The organism is Bacillus sp. REN16, from assembly GCF_020731355.1.
Taxonomy (GTDB): domain Bacteria; phylum Bacillota; class Bacilli; order Bacillales; family Bacillaceae_L; genus Ferdinandcohnia.
In genome coordinates this window covers 13,723-29,911 of sequence record NZ_JAJFZK010000002.1, presented here as the reverse complement: position 1 = coordinate 29,911, position 16,189 = coordinate 13,723, and the positions used below count along the sequence as shown (strand labels likewise).

The following is a 16,189-nucleotide window of genomic DNA, read 5'->3' as shown; positions in this document are numbered from 1 at the left end:
AATAATCGCATCCCGATAGGATATCCTAATTGGAAAAGGAGGGATGCTTCATGTTTTTAGGCCATAAAATAGAAAATCCACAAACCATCATTTTATATATAGACCCTCAATTGGAAGAGTTTTCAAGTGAACTTGGTACACAGGAAAGAGGGAAAAAGCTTCATTTGAACGAAGGCATTCGAATCTATCTGAAAGAAAAGGCCCCCAACCTAAATCCTAATTTCGTAAAAGTTGTGATGGGGACAGTGGTTATTGCAACTGTCACATTAGTTGGAGGTCACCATTCCTCTAAAGTAGAAGCAGCAAGTAATGGTCAAACAAATACTCAAACTCAATTGACACATACAGTTGCGAATGGGGATACATTATATGGAATTTCAAAACAATATAATTTAACCGTCTCCCAGCTGAAACAGCTAAATCATCTCACGGGAGATATGATCTACCCTGGACAAACACTGGTCATAAGTGAGGCGCCACCACAAAAGAAAACTGCGACTTATACCGTTACTCGTGGTGACACATTATACTCTATTGCCAATTCGTATAACATGAGTGTAGACCAGTTAAAGCAATTAAATAATTTAACTTCGAATACAATTCAAGTGGGGCAGACCCTAAATGTCATAGGTTCAGCACCACCATCCACACAAATACAATCACAAACCTATACAGTTCAACCGGGGGATTCCTTATACTCGATTGCCCAGCGAGCCAATACAACTGTTGACCAAATCATGAATAACAATAACTTAACCTCATCAATGATCTATGTTGGCCAGACATTACAGCTTGGAGGTCAAGCAAAGACTCCACTGCAAAATGTTGCGGGTGCTACTTATACGGTAAAAGCTGGAGACACTTTATATGGAATTGCACGAACTTATAATATGAGTGTTACTGAACTTAAAAATAACAATAATCTTACAAGCAATACTCTTTCAATCGGACAAGTACTAAATGTAAATGAAAACGGTCAGGCCGAATCTAATGTGGAAAATAGGGACCAGGTTCTAAAAGGGTTGGTTTCGGATAGCTATAATTTTATCGGGATTCCGTACCTTTGGGGTGGGTCCACTACGGCTGGTTTCGATTGTTCGGGCTTTGTTTCCTTTATGCATGCTAGGCATGGAATCGACATTCCAAGGAACACTTCTGTGGGATACTACACAATGGGGACTGCTGTTTCAAACGCAAATCTCCGACCAGGTGACCTAGTATTTTTTGCTGTCAATCAACCTGGCCAAATTTCTCACGTTGGTTTTTATGTTGGCAACAATGAATTTATATCTGCTACATCATCGAAGGGAATCGCGGTTGTATCAATGGATAATCCATATTGGTCTAAGTATTATGTGGGGGCAAAGCGTGTCTATTGAGAAAAGAACCTACGGAAAATAAGACCTCCGTAGGTTTTTAATGGCTTAAATTCAATTTTAGTCCAATAAATTTGATTTATGGCTGATACGGAAAAAATATGGCCAATAAATAAATTTTATGGTCAATAAATCAATTTTACGGACAATAACAGCATTAGAGAAGGTTATTTAAAATAATCCTTCTCTAATACTTTCATGTTCTCGAGGCTACGCAGTGCCCATTCTGTACCTTCTGTTTCCAGATCATTCTTTGTTTTTTCCACAACCTCTTTTAAAGAAGCATTATATTCCGGAACATCTCCTGTATATGCGCGCACCATCTTTTTGGGTATATTGGTCTGCTCATGATAAGCAAGTGCTCTCCGTTCTTGGAAAAACGCCACATTCGGATCTTTTGGTGAATGAATATCCCCCTGCATTGGATGTTTTAAGACAGCCTTTACCTTTACAAGATAGTGCTCAGGCTTAATCGCTGTAATTTCGCCAATATATTTTCCGGTCTTATAAATCCCTGTTACAAGGTCACCGATTTTGAATTCCTCAGACATTAAAATCACTCCTTTCATTAATTCCTTTCATTAATTCCTTTCATTAATTCCATTATAACCAACTCCAATCGAACAAGCATCTATAACGCGCTCAAAGGTTTGTGATATAATGACATAAGTTATTATTTCGGTTGAAAGGTGTGTAGAAATGCTGCTTTTACCAATATTGAACCTGTTTTTATATTTTCCTGAGGATAAAACAGAATATATTCCAGCTGCCATAAAACTGGTTATCTGCATAATTATTGCGATCTTCGTGTTTCGCTTAATTATCAAGCACTCGAAAAAAGAACAAGCCAAAGCTGAAGAGCTTGAAAAGCAACTAATGAGCCAAGATAAGAATAAGAGTATGAAGTGATTTTTGAGCGAGTATATAAAAAATTTGTACATTGAAAAAGATGGGGTACCCCATCTTTTTTATATGAAGTTTTTAATATATTGGTATACCTTCTCAGGGCATTCTTCTGGAACTAAATGACCAGTATTTTTAATCGAAACGAACGTCGAGTTAGGTAAATCCTGATGAAGCTTTCTCCCAACAGAAATAGGGACAACCCGATCCTTTTCACCCCAAATTAACAAAGCAGGGTGCTTAATTTTTTTCAAATCCTCAGATGTTAAATCCCCTTCCCGATGACGGATCATTCTTGTTAAACCCATAAAAATCTGATTATCCAAAAATGGTTCTGTGTATCCATCTATCATATCTTGATCAATGAGGGCATGATTATGAACGACATTTTGTAAATTATGCAGGACACCCTGCTTTGCAAGCTTCTTCTTCACAATAAAATGAAAATAGGGAAGATAGGAAGAATAGATTAAGGACTTCGGCATTCTTTTCATATAGCCGGAACTGCACAGTAATACTAATTTATCCACTAAATTTGGTGATTGTTTTGCCATGTATAAACAAATTTGGCCCCCCATTGAATGACCGATTAAATTGATTTTTGTGAAATGAAAGGAGCGAATTAATTCAGTTACTACAAATGCTATATTGGAATATGAGTAAGTGAATCTTTTTGGTTTTTCACTTTTTCCAAATGGGGGAAGGTCCACTGATAAAATCGTAAAGTCTTCTTTTAGAAATGGAATCAGTCTTCGAAAGCTGAAAGATGATGATAAGAAGCCATGTAGTAAGACAAGAACCGGCTTATTTTCGTCTTGTTGGTGTAATTCATAATGAAGGTTAATTCCTTTTATTTGTAAAGTATTCATCGATGGGAAATCCACATCCTATATAATAGATTTATCCCTATTTTTACCAAAGGGTGAAGAAAAACTCATAAAGTTTCGAATGAATAAAAAATTTTTCAATATGCTGTCCATTTTTCTGATATAATAAGTGACAAAATTATTAGGGGTGACCTATATGCAATTGCAGGAAAATGAAATTGAAATTCTTGAGATTATTGAAAATAATGGACGGCTTCCTGTTGAAACAATCGCAAAATTAGTTGGCAAAAATGTCGAGGAAGTCGATGGTATTATTCGCAAGCTAGAGGAACTAAAGATTATTGTAGAATATAACACAATCGTTGACTGGAAGAAAGTTGCAGGTCATGAAGGTGTTACAGCCATGATTGATGTGAAGGTAACCCCGAAAAAGGGCGTAGGCTTTGATGAAATTGCAAAGCGCATCTATCATTTTAAGGAAGTAAGGTCAGTTTATTTAATGTCTGGTGCTTATGACTTATCTGTCGTAATCGAGGGAAAAACGATGTCAGAGGTTGGGTCCTTTGTTTCTGAAAAACTGTCAACTCTCGATTCTGTTCTTTCGACAACCACCCATTTTATTTTGAAAAAATATAAGCATGATGGAACTATTTTTGACCAAGGCGAAGATGACAAACGGATTGTGGTGACACCATGACCTCCCAATATCTTTCAAAAAAAGTGCAAGAATTAAAACCATCTGGAATCCGCCGATTCTTTGATTTAGCGGTAACGATGGAAGGGGTCATCTCTTTAGGTGTGGGTGAGCCTGATTTTGTAACACCATGGTCAATTAGAGAAGCAAGTATTCAATCAATTGAAGCAGGGATTACCTCCTATACAGGAAACGCGGGTTTGCTTGAATTAAGACAGGAAATTTCGGAATATCTACATAGATCCTTTGGTGTGGAATATTCACCACAGAATGAGATCATTGTTACTGTCGGCGGAAGCCAAGCAATTGATTTGGCGATTCGAGCACTTGTTGACCCTGGTGACGAAGTAATTATTGTGGAACCAACCTTTGTCGCGTATAGCCCAATCGTTTCACTTGCAGGGGGTATCCCAGTACCCGTTCATACGAAGGCTGAAAATGAGTTTAAGCTGCAGCCGGAAGAAATTGAAAAAGTGGTAACAGATCGTACAAAAGCCATTATTATTTGTTCACCAAATAATCCAACAGGTTCGATGCTAAGGAAGGAAGAACTTGAAGCCATTGCAAAAATTGTTGAAAAACATGATTTGATTGTGATTTCGGATGAAATCTATGCAGAACTTTCCTATGAGGGCAAATATACAAGCTTTTCGAGCATTCCAGGAATGTTTGATCGTACCATCCTCGTTTCAGGATTTTCAAAAGGATTTGCGATGACAGGGTGGCGCTTAGGATATTCAGCAGCTCCAAGGGCCATTTCTGAAGCAATGTTAAAAATTCACCAATATACGATGATGTGTGCTTCTACAATGGCTCAATATGGGGCAATCGAGGCTCTTCGCAATGGCCTATCCGATGTAGAATATATGAGAAAAAGCTATCGTCAGCGCAGAAACTTTTTTGTTTCTTCCTTACAGGAAATTGGCCTATCTTGCCATTTACCAGGCGGAGCTTTTTACGCGTTCCCATCCATTAAAGAAACAGGATTAACCTCAGAGGAATTTGCACATCGTTTATTGATGGAGGAAAAAGTGGCGGTTGTTCCCGGCAATGTCTTTGGAGAAAGTGGAGAAGGCTATATCCGTTGCTCCTACGCTTCATCATTAGAACAACTCCAAGAAGCCGTAAAACGCATGGGAAGATTCCTAAAAAATAATAACCTTGTATAATGCAAAAAAATGGACAAAACCTATTTTGGTTTTGTCCACATACAAAAGGGAAATACTAGAAAGCATTGAAACTAGTTTACCCATTCTTCTCCTTTTTTAATCACCCTCCCTATTCCCTTCTTGTTTCGATTGATAATTATTACCTGCTTCATAATTTCATCCCAAAATGGCAAATCTAATGAATGTAAAAAGAATTTTTTTGAATAAATGGCTAGTTTGTGGTATAATTATTTATTGCGTATATAAATAGTGAATAAACTAAAGTTTTAGGAGTTGGGTAGCATGACAGAAAAAATTGAAGTAGGAAGTGTTATTAAGGGTAAAATTACAGGGATTCAACCTTATGGAGCATTTGTTGCTTTAGACGAAAATACACAAGGTTTAGTTCATATTTCAGAAGTAACCCATGGTTTTGTTAAGGATATTAACGAGCATGTTAAGGTTGGCGATGAAGTAGAAGTCAAAGTTTTATCGATCAATGAAGAAGCTGGCAAAATTGGTCTATCTATTCGTGCAACACAGGAAGCACCAGAAAAGCCAGTAGCGCAAAGAGCTGCAAAGCCTAAAAAGCGTCCGGCACAACAAGCACAAGCTAGTTCTGATTCACAACAAGGATTCAACACTTTAAAGGATAAGCTTGAAGAGTGGATTGAACAATCAAATTTTAACTAAAAACAACAATGAGAAAAGAGACGATGATTGAATTGTCTCTTTTTTTACATACACTAATATGGGATAATCTTTTTCAGGAGGCGAGTTTAATGGAAAACTTTACATATTATAACCCAACGAAGCTTATATTCGGAAAAGGTCAATTACAGGAACTGAAGAATGAGGTCCCTCATTACGGGAAAAAAGTATTGCTTGTTTACGGTGGGGGCAGCATTAAGAGAAATGGATTGTATGACCAGGTAATCGCTCTATTAGCAGAAATCGGTGTAGAGGTTCACGAACTTCCAGGAGTCGAACCTAATCCACGATTATCAACTGTCCGAAAAGGTATTGAAATTTGCCGTAAGGAAGGAATTGAATTTATCCTAGCTGTAGGAGGCGGAAGTGTCATTGATTGCACAAAAGCAATCGCAGCTGGTGCAAAATATGACGGAGACGTATGGGATTTCATGACACGTAAAGCAGTAGCTAAAGAAGCTCTTCCGATAGGTACGGTGTTAACTATAGCAGCGACAGGTTCAGAAATGAATTCAGGCTCTGTTATTACGAATTGGGAAACAAATGAAAAATACGGTTGGGGAAGCCCAGCAGTGTTTCCTAAGTTCTCCATTCTAGATCCTGTTAACACCTTCACCCTACCAAAAGACCAAACCGTATATGGTATGGTGGATATGATGTCACATGTGTTAGAACATTATTTTCATCAAGTCCCGAATACTTTAACGCAGGATCAGTGGTGTGAGTCAATTTTACGTACGGTAATCGAAACTGCACCAAAACTCATCAATGATCTTGAAAATTATGACTACAGATCAACTATTATGCTTAATGGAACATTGGCATTAAATAATATGTTAAACATGGGATATCGAGGAGATTGGGCAACTCATAACATTGAGCATGCGGTATCTGCAGTATATGATATTCCTCATGGTGGCGGTCTTGCGATTATTTTCCCGAATTGGATGAAGCATGTCCTCGATGAAAATGTAGCTCGCTTCAAACAGCTAGCCGTTCGTGTATTTCATGTGGAAGTGGAAGGAAAAACGGATCGTGAAGTGGCTCTTGAAGGAATCGAGAAGCTCAGAGAATTCTGGGATAGTATAGGTGCGCCGTCTAAACTTGCTGATTATGGTATCGGTGAAGAAAATCTTGAAATTATGGCTGATAAAACAGTCGTTTATGGAGATTTTGGCCGCTTCAAAGTACTAAACAAACAAGATTCCCTTGAGATTTTACGGGCATCTCTCTAACTGCGAAAAAAAGATTCTTATATTCCGTAAAAAAGGCTCATACTACATGTGTGAGTCTTTTTTATTTGCTCCTAAGGAGTACAAATTCAATTTTCTAATGCTAAAACGCAATTCCGGAAAATAATGCGCAATTCTGGGTAGCTAGAGCGCAATTCCAAGCAGCTAAAGCGCAATTAATTCAAGCGCAAATCTGTCTAAAAAGAGCTAATTTAAAAAAGTTTTAATTGGTTGCGCTTACAGCAAGTCAGTGGTCTTGATTTCACAGAAAAGTTTGGGTAGAGTGAAAAAGAGACTTGGAAAATACAAGGGTGGAGGTATAGCAAATGACACATGTTCGTTTTGATTATTCAAAAGCTTTAACTTTTTTTGGAGAACATGAAATTACATATCTGCGTGACGCGGTTAAGGTCGCTCACCATTCCATACATGAAAAGACTGGCGCAGGTAGTGATTTCTTAGGATGGGTGGACCTTCCTTCAGAATATGACAAAGAAGAATTTTCACGCATTCAAAAAAGTGCTGAAAAAATCAAATCAGATTCTGATATCTTACTTGTGATTGGAATTGGCGGTTCATATCTTGGCGCAAAAGCTGCTATTGATTGGTTAAATCACTCCTTTTACAATGCTTTATCAAAAGAACAACGCAAGACACCACAAATCGTATTTGTTGGAAATAACATCAGTTCTACATATATGAAAGACCTAATGGATTTACTAGAAGGTAAGGATTATTCCTTAAACGTCATTTCAAAGTCTGGTACAACGACTGAACCAGCACTTGCTTTCCGCATTTTCCGTAAGATGTTAATTGAAAAATACGGAAAGGACGAAGCACAAAAACGTATCTATGCGACAACTGATAAAGCTCGTGGCGCATTGAAAACTTTAGCAACTGAAGAAGGCTATGAATCATTTGTTATTCCTGATGATGTTGGCGGCCGTTACTCTGTATTAACTGCCGTTGGTCTACTTCCGATTGCTGTTAGTGGTGCAAATATTGAGGAAATGATGAAGGGTGCACAGGCAGCAAGTGTTGATTTCTCTAAATCAGAGCTTGAAGAAAACGCTGCTTACCAATATGCTGCAGTGCGTAATGCTCTTTATAACAAAGGAAAAACAATCGAAATGCTCATCAACTATGAGCCGGGACTTCAATATTTCTCTGAATGGTGGAAGCAATTATTCGGTGAAAGTGAAGGAAAAGATCAAAAGGGAATTTACCCATCGTCTGCAAACTTCTCAACAGATCTTCATTCCCTTGGACAATATGTACAAGAAGGCAGACGCGATTTGTTTGAGACAGTCATTAACATCGAGAAATCCCGTCATGAACTCATTGTTGAGGCAGAAGAAAATGATCTTGATGGACTAAATTACTTAGCTGGTAAATCAGTTGATTTTGTAAATAAGAAAGCATTCCAAGGTACGATGCTTGCTCATACAGATGGTGGCGTACCAAATCTTATTGTTCATGTACCGGAGATGGACGAGTATTCATTCGGATACCTCGTGTATTTCTTCGAAAAAGCATGTGCAATGAGTGGATACCTATTAGGTGTTAATCCTTTCGATCAACCTGGTGTTGAAGCATACAAAGTCAATATGTTTGCATTACTCGGTAAGCCTGGCTTCGAAGAGAAGAAAGCTGAACTAGAAAAGCGATTATAAGATAAAAAAAGGGATTCCCAGTTGTGGAATCCCTTAGCTTTTTAAAATCAAAATTTGATCGTTCTTCCTTATTTCTAAGGATAACGGGGGATTAATCGATATTTCATTCTCACGCTTGATCCCGATTAAAATTTTTCCTTCTTTTAATAAGGTTTCGCTTGCCTTTTGAAATGTCATCCCTATTAAATCAAAAGTAATATCCAAGAACTGCAGTTTTCCCCCTTTTAAGTCCACCAACATTGAAAGTAAAGCATCAGATACTCCGTGTGATAAAATACTATTCACCATCACTAAGCTTGAAATCCTATTTGTTTGGATAATTTCATCCGCACCCCCACGCTTTGCATTTTGGATCTGATGCGTTGTAAGGATTTCCACGATTGTGTATACGGTAGGATTAAGACCTTTTATAGCCAATAAAGTAAGGATTGAAATCATGTCAGCGTGCAATTCGTCTTTCCCTTGGTCAGCTGTCACTAAGACCATTTCCGCATCTTGAATATTTGCTTGCTTCAACGTCTCATCACGAGTTGGATCTCCTTTTATAAAATGAAAGTGATTTCCGGGCATCGGATTTTTTTCCAAAGAATCGTCAATTAATAGAATATCAACGACCGAACCTGGCGTTTTAAGAAATGATAAGGTTTCCCTTACACGTTCATTCCAACCGATGATGATAATATGTTTCTTACCATGGAAACCTGAAGTACCTTCCAGATACGCATTTTGTGCAACCAAGGTTGAGGTGGATATCGCGGCAAAATATCTCGTTACAATCCCAGCACCGATAAAAATAAGGAACATCCCAACGATTCTTCCCCAAAATGTGGTAGGTGCATAATCTCCATAACCAACTGTTGCGGCGGTGACAATTGACCACCAAACACCATCAAATATAGTAGGAAAGGTTTCAGGTTCTATTAAGTGAATAATTGCCCCGAAGATAATAATGACCAATAAAACAATACTTATTAGCTTTGCAATTAAAAAGCGTTTGAATAAGGAAGCAAAGATACTCGGTATCAAATATGCCACTCCTTTCGGGATAATGATGTTTCTCGGAATTATTTTTTTTCATCCTTAGGGAGAAAGGCAAAAATCTCTTTTATAATCGTATTAATCCTTCGGGTAATCTCTTCATCTCCAAAGGTTTGCTTTGCTTTTTCAATGGCTTGTATAACATCCTCATCAAATTGGATTAATGGTTTATCTTCTTCTGCTTCATTATAAAGCTGAATGACAACATCCAAGCCCTCATTTAATTTATCAATGGAATCACTAAGTGACTTTTTCTCATTTTCATTTAGCTTCATAGGTTTGCTCCTCTTTCTGCGTCCTGTCATTTTTAGTGTGTGCAAAACCTTTCTATTTTTGCATAAAATTCCTATATATTCGGAAACTATTGGAGGGTTAAAATAAAAAATGAGGAGTGAAACAGAATGGATATTCGTAGAGCGAAGCAAATTTTGTCTTCTTCGAATGAGGTAACCGTTCATTATCAAGGAACTTCAGTATGGATTGACAGCTGTGATGAACACGGGAATATGTGCACAGTGCACTTAAGAGGTCGGGAGCATGAAAAAAATATTGTTCCCGTGGCTGAGTTAGAGGAAATGTAAAACAAAAGCTCCCAACATTACGCATTGGGAGCTTACTTAATCCCAAAATCCACTGATAAATTTAACAATAATATCATTACTAAAGTAAAAATATGAGTATAGAAAAAAAGCAATCACAAGTCCAGTTACTACCCAACTGAACGTCTCCTTTTTCATAAAATCACCCCTTCAATTTACTATTTGTAAATCTTAAGGTGTTCATACATGCAAAAATCCCGAGGAAACCCTAGGGATTTTTTACAATATATAAATGATAGGGAAAACTGAAAAAATGTCTCTAATTATGAGAGAGTAATTAGAGACAAGAGAGAAATGAAAACTTCATAGAATTAGACGCAGTGTTTCACAATAAGTTACAACTTTATTAAAAGTTTTTTACTAGATTCTGTATCCCTATTTGTGTCATTCTTTTCCTCCCTTTAGCATACATATAGGACAAGCGAAAAAAATGAGGGGGAATTGTATATGGCTTATCCGGGATCAAAGGGTTGGTATGTCAAAGAATTAAAGGAAAAGGGAATTCATCAACATCCAGTTGAACGTAAAAAGCTGGAAACCTACAAAGCATATATCCTAAGGCAATTATATTTTGAATTAGTGGTTGATAAACAAGAGAAAAAATAAGATTAAAAAAGCGGCCACACACTGTGGCTGCTTTTTTATGCAAATTTCCTCCAACTCTACCCATTTATAAAATATAATAATAATAGAGTAGGAGGGTAAAGAAAGTGGAAACTGTTGAAATAGATTTATCAGAACGTTTTGAGATAGCTTTCAATCGAATTCATAAAGCATTAGGTAAAATGGTCAAGAACATCCAAGGGGATATATTTACTCAATTGGTGGCACATGGTTCAAAAAGACATGCTGTTATCCGTTCTTATAAGGATGAACTCTTTCAATTTGCAAAGCTAAGAAATGCCATTGTTCATGAGAAATTAAGAGCTGATTTTTATATTGCCGAACCGCATCAGGATGTTGTCGAAAGAATTGAAGAAATTGCAGAGCTGTTGGAAAAGCCGGTTACAGCGTTATCTATTTCAAGTAACCCTGTTCTCTATTTTAATTATCACTCTTCGATTAAAGACGTGATTCTTGCGATTCATAATAATACGTATACAAAATTTCCTATCTATAAAGATGGTTCATGTGTCGGAATATTGACGTCTGGTGCCGTTTTAAAATGGATGGCCAAGCATCTAGCTAATGATATGATCGACTTAGCCAATATTCGTGTGGGGGAAGTAACTCCCTTTGAAACAAAACATCTCATTGATTTCGTTGATAAAGATCGAGATATATTTGATGTGGAAGAGATGTTTGAAAAACGACATGCCCATGGGAAAAAATTAGAAGCAGTTATTATCACCGACAATGGACAAATCAATGAAAAACCATTAGGCATCATTACTTCATGGGATTTAATTGAAATTGATTCTATTGTGAATTAAATTCGATTGCGTGCACTCTCATGAGGGTGCATTTTTTTGTAATATGCTTTTATCAAAGGGTAAATTTAAGGATATCGTAATCCCAAGGTGCTAAAGCGCAATTCCATACCGTTAAAGCGCAATTCCAAGCACTAAAGCGCAATTCCAAGCCACTAAAACGCAATTCCAGAAAATAAAACGCATTTCCAAAAAAAAAAGCACATTTTCGGAATTCATAGCGCAAAACACATCTGTCTCCAACAAAAAAGGCAGTTTCCTTCAAAAGGAAGCTGCCTCCTATACCATAATGCTATCCTCTCTTACCAACAAACAGCAGGATTAGTGTAGCCAATGGACCTAACAAAAGAGAAAGCAAAAACCAGTTTAATCCAGTTCGATTCTTCCCTTGAGCAAGTGCAGCGTTAATCAACGCAAGTGTACCCCAACCAACAAAATATTCGTTCTCCATTATGTTTACTCCTAATTCTTATTATTTTAAAAAGTCGTACGTAAATTTATCTGTTATATTAATACAAAATATCCTCATCACCTTGGACGAAGCACCCCATCAGGGTCAACTAAACCTGCAAAGGACCATGTATTTCCTTGATCCTGTGAGCTAAACTTGGCCAATACCTTTCCGCCTAAATAATCACCTTCCGGACCTTGGTTGACTAGCAAGGTTCCTTCCGTTCCTTGAAAGGTTGGAATCTCAGCTACGGTGAAGTAGCCTAGATACTCTTCAGGTATCGGAACCTCTACGCGCTCCCAGTTCAATCCACCATCGCCAGTTCGGTAGAAGTCCGGCACGGGAGGTTGTGATTCATAGCGAAGTGCGCCAAATGACATAAATCCTAATTGGTCATCAATAAACCCTCCATCTGTCACTAACCGATAGGTGCCATCCACCGATCCGACATCATACCATGATTCGCCACCATCATTGGTTTTAAAGATAATATGTGCTTCGCTACTCATTGTTTTATCACCAGTAAAGATGAGATAACCGTCTTTCTCTGAGGTGAATCCTAGTTTTAGCAGCCGCGGTGCTGGAAGCTCATTTGAAACCAACACGTCGTTCCAAGATTCACCTTGATCGCTGCTAATCAGAACTCGAATTTTTGAATCATAACCTGCATATTCCTCGAGTACAAACGCTGTTTTCTTAGGTGTAATCACATAAGTTCCATCTACTAAATTTGAATTGTACCCATCAAGAATTAAATCATCGATTTCAGTAGGGACAACCTTCCAATTTTGCCCATTATCATAAGAGACCCTTAGCGTTTCATCCTTAATCTCGTAATGAAAGTTGCCCGATGGTTCCTCTATTCCAGCTTTCAGACGATACTCTTCCAATGAATCGACAGGGGGTAACCCGATTTGGGTATCATCTGTTCTTTCAATTTTAGATAAAGTGTATGTTAAATTTTCAACCTTATCGATGGTTATTTTCCATACAATATTAGGAATGACTCCATTATCCTGAGCCTCTCCCCATCCGTAATCGATTAATTGTTCTTTTTCAGGTATGTAAACATTAAAAACAACCGCGACTACAAAGGAGTTTTCATCTCCTGATAGCTTCGTAAATCTAATAAAGCTTGCACCGTCAGTCGCACCTTCATTCTCTAGACCTTTCATGAAGTCAAACATGATACGGTAAGCAATGATATCAGGTGTTTGATCATCCTCTTGAACTTGTACGGTGTAGGGTAATTTACTATCGATATTTACTTTTTTTACTTCAATTGGCTTGGGAGTAATCGGCTCTTCTTTATCGTTGTTTAACATCTCAAAAGCAATAATAATAACCACGCAAAGTAAAATAATGAGTGGAAAGCGAAGTTTCATCTTTTTCATGGGAATCACCCTTATTTATTTTATCTTAGATAATATTAACATATTTTTCCTGATTCCATCTAAACCTATTTATTTTTAAAATTCTTATAAAACGAAACCTAGTTGTTTAATTTTCAGTATATAATCATGCTTATTGGAAGCACCTCGTAATAGTTACGACCTATGTGTAAATGTAACAAATTAACTTAGTTTTCCGTCTTATAGTTAAGGGGGGTGATGTCAATTAAGAAACGAAGTATGTTTATTTTAGTTTGCATATTGCTATTATTAACAGGTTGCCGGTCAACCCCATTTGGTGGTCATAGTATCATTGATTGGGTTGATTTTATTAAAATGGATGGAAAAGAATATAATGGAATCCATTCTGGGGTTTTGGCTGATGAACAATTTGTTGGAGAAAAGATAGGTTCGGTTAAATTTAAAGTGGCTGACAATGTAACAAACCCAAGTTATAAAATTAGAGACGGCGATGCTGCCTTCCACGAGAAGGGGACTGAGATTTTTAAAATAAAGGACCAACCTCATTTAATTGCCGTTAAGGATACTCACTCCATAAATGGATACAGAGTATACTATTCAAAAGATGATATTGAATATCAATGGCATTTTAAGAATATGCCTATCGAAAAAGTCAAGAGGATTGAAATTTATCAAGTTTATACACCACTAGGAAATAAACAAGTTTCTAAATTGACAAAGAACGCGGAAGTGAAAAGCTTCCTTCAACTATTAGAAAATAGTAAGACGGATCCTAATTTCCAGCCTGATACGGAAAAAGGTGATCCGATATATTATGAAATGATTTTTTATACTGACGAACCAATTGCCTATAAATACAACATGCAGTTTGATGGATCTGTCTATTTTTGGCATCCATGGGATACCGCTATTCTGCCTGATGGTATTAAGATGTTTATGGGAAAATAGCGATAGAGTACAATTCATGAAACACGTTGCAAATTGCCTAAAAACACCTTATTATATCGTTTATCTAATTTTAGAGATTGTGATTCATCCAAAAAATAATGTATAGTTAGTATCAATAAATCAATAATAGTACCGCGATATTAAGGATGTGTAGTCATGCGAATTAATAAATACATAAGTGAATCTGGAAAGGCATCTAGACGGGGGGCTGATAAATTAATTACCGATGGGAGAGTCTTTATTAATGGAAAACGTGCAACTATCGGTAGCCAAGTTGAACCTGGGGATGACGTTAAAGTAGATGGAAATCCAATCCGAGTAGCAAGGAATAATGTCTATATTGCCTTAAATAAACCTGTAGGTATTACCAGCACAACAGAAAAAGGGGTAAAGGGGAATATTGTTGATCTGGTCAATCATCCATTAAGGGTATTTAATATTGGCCGCCTTGATAAGGATTCAGAGGGCTTAATCCTTCTTACCAACGATGGTGACATTGTTAACGAAATTCTGCGTTCTGAAAATAAGCATGAAAAGGAATATATCGTTTCAGTAGACAAGCCAATTACCCCTGAATTCTTGAAGAAGATGTCAGAAGGTGTGAAAATATTAGGCACAAAAACACTTCCTTGTGAAGTAGTACAATTATCAAAATTTGATTTTCAAATCATTTTAACCCAAGGACTAAATCGTCAAATTCGCCGCATGTGCGCTGAATTAGGATACGACGTTTATCGATTGCAAAGAAAACGAATCATGAATATTCATTTAGGCAATCTTCCTCCTGGACAATGGAGAGATTTATCAAAAAAAGAACGAACTGAATTATTTAGATTATTAAACTATGAGCCAAAAGAATGGTAAAACTATGTAATATAGGGTTTAGTTAGAATGTTCATTGGAACACCTTTATTCCTAAATGAGGAAAAAATGAAAACAGCACCGTCCAAATATGTGGGAACGGTGCTGTTCTGTTTTTAGAAATCTTAGTCGTTATAACCTCAATACTGGTTAGCCACACACTTTGAGGCCTGTAAATGGGTTGAATAGGTGTTAGTGCACCTGACCGTATAAAAATGTCGCTTCAATCCTAGCGGTTATTGTTAATTCTCCTGGTTGAATGGGTGTTGCAGCTTCACTTTTGGCGAACATCGTTGTTTGAAATGGGATGGGTGGAGATTGCTGAGATAGTTCTTGTATTTGAAGCGGGATTTCTTGAAGCTGGACTCCTAATTTTTTAGTAATAGTTCTTGCTTTTTCTTGAGCATCTTGAACAGCGTTTTGAAGTGCTTTTTCATAATAAGCCTGCGGGTTGCGAACTGTGAAATTGATGCTTGCGACATTATTAGCCCCGTTTTGAACGGCTGTATCGACAATGCTGCCAACCGATTGGATGGCCACATCCGAAATTTGCAGCATATGTGTTACTCGATAACCTCTTACGGTTTGTTTCGAGTTTTCATAGTTATAGAGGATTTCAATTCGAAAATCCACTGTTTTGATATGTTCTTTAGGTACCCCTAGTCCTAAGATAGAATCAATCACCTTTTTGGTAAGTTGGTTATTTTCATTCTGTGCCTCTGTAACTGTACTGCTTTCAGTGATGACCCCTAAAGTAATCGTCGCAGAATTTGGCGCAGTCGTTACGATACCTTCACCATTCACTTTAAGTCTATTCGAATTGGTACTATTGTTTGATTTTGGCTGAGTGCGCATCATCCATGGTTCATAATAATACATCATAGTGCCCCTTCCCTTAAATAGCTTTGCTCTATTGTATTAGTTT

The 16,189-nt window shown here is 37.3% G+C and carries 20 protein-coding genes; 12 read left to right on the top strand and 8 right to left on the bottom strand.

What is annotated here, in order from left to right; genetic code table 11:
* Positions 1–50: 50 nt before the first annotated feature.
* Positions 51–1,379 carry a LysM peptidoglycan-binding domain-containing protein gene (locus LKW28_RS02125; protein ID WP_229138688.1) on the top strand — a complete coding sequence of 443 codons (1,329 nt, stop codon included), beginning with the start codon at positions 51–53 and terminating at the stop codon, positions 1,377–1,379.
* A 164-nt stretch (positions 1,380–1,543) separates the two neighbouring features.
* Here LKW28_RS02125 and LKW28_RS02120 read toward each other — a convergent pair whose 3' ends face one another.
* On the bottom strand, positions 1,544–1,927 hold the full coding sequence (locus LKW28_RS02120) for a kinase-associated lipoprotein B (RefSeq protein WP_229138687.1): 384 nt from the start codon (positions 1,925–1,927) through the stop codon (positions 1,544–1,546).
* A gap of 148 nt (positions 1,928–2,075) precedes the next feature.
* On the opposite strand from LKW28_RS02120, the gene LKW28_RS02115 reads away from it, so the two are divergent.
* Positions 2,076–2,285 carry a hypothetical protein gene (locus tag LKW28_RS02115; protein ID WP_229138686.1) on the top strand — a complete coding sequence of 70 codons (210 nt, stop codon included), beginning with the start codon at positions 2,076–2,078 and terminating at the stop codon, positions 2,283–2,285.
* Positions 2,286–2,344: 59 nt separating this feature from the next.
* Here the strand turns inward: LKW28_RS02115 and LKW28_RS02110 are convergent, their stop codons facing one another.
* The gene (locus LKW28_RS02110) at positions 2,345–3,148 is read right to left on the bottom strand and encodes an alpha/beta fold hydrolase (RefSeq protein ID WP_229138685.1); all 804 of its coding nucleotides are present in this window, start codon (positions 3,146–3,148) and stop codon (positions 2,345–2,347) included.
* Positions 3,149–3,302: 154 nt separating this feature from the next.
* On the opposite strand from LKW28_RS02110, the gene LKW28_RS02105 reads away from it, so the two are divergent.
* From LKW28_RS02105 to LKW28_RS02085, 5 genes are all read left to right on the top strand, one after another.
* On the top strand, positions 3,303–3,803 hold the full coding sequence (locus LKW28_RS02105; protein ID WP_229138684.1) for an Lrp/AsnC family transcriptional regulator: 501 nt from the start codon (positions 3,303–3,305) through the stop codon (positions 3,801–3,803).
* Complete coding sequence (locus tag LKW28_RS02100) at positions 3,800–4,969, top strand: aminotransferase (RefSeq protein ID WP_229138683.1); 1,170 nt, start codon at positions 3,800–3,802, stop codon at positions 4,967–4,969. Before LKW28_RS02105 ends, LKW28_RS02100 begins: the two co-directional genes overlap by 4 nt.
* Before the next feature lie 282 nt (positions 4,970–5,251).
* On the top strand, positions 5,252–5,641 hold the full coding sequence (gene yugI / locus LKW28_RS02095; RefSeq protein WP_229138682.1) for a S1 domain-containing post-transcriptional regulator GSP13: 390 nt from the start codon (positions 5,252–5,254) through the stop codon (positions 5,639–5,641).
* 89 nt (positions 5,642–5,730) lie between these two features.
* Positions 5,731–6,894, top strand: coding sequence for an iron-containing alcohol dehydrogenase (locus LKW28_RS02090; RefSeq protein WP_229138681.1), 1,164 nt, complete (start codon positions 5,731–5,733; stop codon positions 6,892–6,894).
* A gap of 323 nt (positions 6,895–7,217) precedes the next feature.
* Entirely contained in the window at positions 7,218–8,564 is a 1,347-nt protein-coding gene (locus LKW28_RS02085) for a glucose-6-phosphate isomerase (RefSeq protein ID WP_229138680.1), read from the top strand.
* Positions 8,565–8,597: 33 nt separating this feature from the next.
* Here LKW28_RS02085 and LKW28_RS02080 read toward each other — a convergent pair whose 3' ends face one another.
* On the bottom strand, positions 8,598–9,590 hold the full coding sequence (locus tag LKW28_RS02080; protein ID WP_229138679.1) for a potassium channel protein: 993 nt from the start codon (positions 9,588–9,590) through the stop codon (positions 8,598–8,600).
* 38 nt (positions 9,591–9,628) lie between these two features.
* Positions 9,629–9,877, bottom strand: coding sequence for an atypical membrane-integrating protein (Mistic protein) (locus LKW28_RS02075; RefSeq protein WP_229138678.1), 249 nt, complete (start codon positions 9,875–9,877; stop codon positions 9,629–9,631).
* A gap of 126 nt (positions 9,878–10,003) precedes the next feature.
* On the opposite strand from LKW28_RS02075, the gene LKW28_RS02070 reads away from it, so the two are divergent.
* From LKW28_RS02070 to LKW28_RS02060, 3 genes are all read left to right on the top strand, one after another.
* On the top strand, positions 10,004–10,183 hold the full coding sequence (locus LKW28_RS02070) for an H-type small acid-soluble spore protein (protein ID WP_229138677.1): 180 nt from the start codon (positions 10,004–10,006) through the stop codon (positions 10,181–10,183).
* 465 nt (positions 10,184–10,648) lie between these two features.
* Positions 10,649–10,807, top strand: a complete 159-nt coding sequence (locus LKW28_RS02065; RefSeq protein ID WP_229138676.1) for a DUF2639 domain-containing protein — start codon at positions 10,649–10,651, stop codon at positions 10,805–10,807.
* Positions 10,808–10,911: 104 nt separating this feature from the next.
* Complete coding sequence (locus tag LKW28_RS02060; protein WP_229138675.1) at positions 10,912–11,634, top strand: CBS domain-containing protein; 723 nt, start codon at positions 10,912–10,914, stop codon at positions 11,632–11,634.
* 52 nt (positions 11,635–11,686) lie between these two features.
* Here LKW28_RS02060 and LKW28_RS02055 read toward each other — a convergent pair whose 3' ends face one another.
* From LKW28_RS02055 to LKW28_RS02045, 3 genes are all read right to left on the bottom strand, one after another.
* Positions 11,687–11,896, bottom strand: a complete 210-nt coding sequence (locus tag LKW28_RS02055) for a hypothetical protein (protein WP_229138674.1) — start codon at positions 11,894–11,896, stop codon at positions 11,687–11,689.
* A 27-nt stretch (positions 11,897–11,923) separates the two neighbouring features.
* Positions 11,924–12,082, bottom strand: a complete 159-nt coding sequence (locus tag LKW28_RS02050) for a hypothetical protein (protein ID WP_229138673.1) — start codon at positions 12,080–12,082, stop codon at positions 11,924–11,926.
* A gap of 77 nt (positions 12,083–12,159) precedes the next feature.
* The gene (locus tag LKW28_RS02045) at positions 12,160–13,476 is read right to left on the bottom strand and encodes a WD40/YVTN/BNR-like repeat-containing protein (protein WP_229138672.1); all 1,317 of its coding nucleotides are present in this window, start codon (positions 13,474–13,476) and stop codon (positions 12,160–12,162) included.
* A gap of 216 nt (positions 13,477–13,692) precedes the next feature.
* On the opposite strand from LKW28_RS02045, the gene LKW28_RS02040 reads away from it, so the two are divergent.
* Positions 13,693–14,403, top strand: coding sequence for a hypothetical protein (locus LKW28_RS02040; protein ID WP_229138671.1), 711 nt, complete (start codon positions 13,693–13,695; stop codon positions 14,401–14,403).
* Between the two features lie 156 nt (positions 14,404–14,559).
* Positions 14,560–15,267: a 23S rRNA pseudouridine(2604) synthase RluF gene (gene rluF, locus LKW28_RS02035; protein ID WP_229138670.1), complete on the top strand. Its 708-nt coding sequence runs from the start codon at positions 14,560–14,562 to the stop codon at positions 15,265–15,267.
* Between the two features lie 189 nt (positions 15,268–15,456).
* On the opposite strand, the gene LKW28_RS02030 is transcribed toward rluF, so the two are convergent.
* Positions 15,457–16,143: an SIMPL domain-containing protein gene (locus tag LKW28_RS02030; RefSeq protein WP_229138669.1), complete on the bottom strand. Its 687-nt coding sequence runs from the start codon at positions 16,141–16,143 to the stop codon at positions 15,457–15,459.
* Positions 16,144–16,189 lie beyond the last annotated feature (46 nt).

What these genes read in the sequence shown, in the direction of transcription:
- LKW28_RS02070 (WP_229138677.1), top strand. Translation starts at nt 10,004, where the DNA reads ATGGATATTCGTAGAGCGAAGCAAATTTTGTCTTCTTCGAATGAGGTA.
- yugI (WP_229138682.1), top strand. Translation starts at nt 5,252, where the DNA reads ATGACAGAAAAAATTGAAGTAGGAAGTGTTATTAAGGGTAAAATTACA.
- LKW28_RS02030 (WP_229138669.1), bottom strand. Translation starts at nt 16,143, where the DNA reads ATGTATTATTATGAACCATGGATGATGCGCACTCAGCCAAAATCAAAC.
- LKW28_RS02105 (WP_229138684.1), top strand. Translation starts at nt 3,303, where the DNA reads ATGCAATTGCAGGAAAATGAAATTGAAATTCTTGAGATTATTGAAAAT.
- LKW28_RS02075 (WP_229138678.1), bottom strand. Translation starts at nt 9,877, where the DNA reads ATGAAGCTAAATGAAAATGAGAAAAAGTCACTTAGTGATTCCATTGAT.
- LKW28_RS02090 (WP_229138681.1), top strand. Translation starts at nt 5,731, where the DNA reads ATGGAAAACTTTACATATTATAACCCAACGAAGCTTATATTCGGAAAA.
- rluF (WP_229138670.1), top strand. Translation starts at nt 14,560, where the DNA reads ATGCGAATTAATAAATACATAAGTGAATCTGGAAAGGCATCTAGACGG.
- LKW28_RS02085 (WP_229138680.1), top strand. Translation starts at nt 7,218, where the DNA reads ATGACACATGTTCGTTTTGATTATTCAAAAGCTTTAACTTTTTTTGGA.
- LKW28_RS02120 (WP_229138687.1), bottom strand. Translation starts at nt 1,927, where the DNA reads ATGTCTGAGGAATTCAAAATCGGTGACCTTGTAACAGGGATTTATAAG.
- LKW28_RS02100 (WP_229138683.1), top strand. Translation starts at nt 3,800, where the DNA reads ATGACCTCCCAATATCTTTCAAAAAAAGTGCAAGAATTAAAACCATCT.
- LKW28_RS02125 (WP_229138688.1), top strand. Translation starts at nt 51, where the DNA reads ATGTTTTTAGGCCATAAAATAGAAAATCCACAAACCATCATTTTATAT.
- LKW28_RS02110 (WP_229138685.1), bottom strand. Translation starts at nt 3,148, where the DNA reads ATGAATACTTTACAAATAAAAGGAATTAACCTTCATTATGAATTACAC.
- LKW28_RS02115 (WP_229138686.1), top strand. Translation starts at nt 2,076, where the DNA reads ATGCTGCTTTTACCAATATTGAACCTGTTTTTATATTTTCCTGAGGAT.
- LKW28_RS02050 (WP_229138673.1), bottom strand. Translation starts at nt 12,082, where the DNA reads ATGGAGAACGAATATTTTGTTGGTTGGGGTACACTTGCGTTGATTAAC.
- LKW28_RS02040 (WP_229138671.1), top strand. Translation starts at nt 13,693, where the DNA reads ATGTCAATTAAGAAACGAAGTATGTTTATTTTAGTTTGCATATTGCTA.
- LKW28_RS02065 (WP_229138676.1), top strand. Translation starts at nt 10,649, where the DNA reads ATGGCTTATCCGGGATCAAAGGGTTGGTATGTCAAAGAATTAAAGGAA.
- LKW28_RS02045 (WP_229138672.1), bottom strand. Translation starts at nt 13,476, where the DNA reads ATGAAAAAGATGAAACTTCGCTTTCCACTCATTATTTTACTTTGCGTG.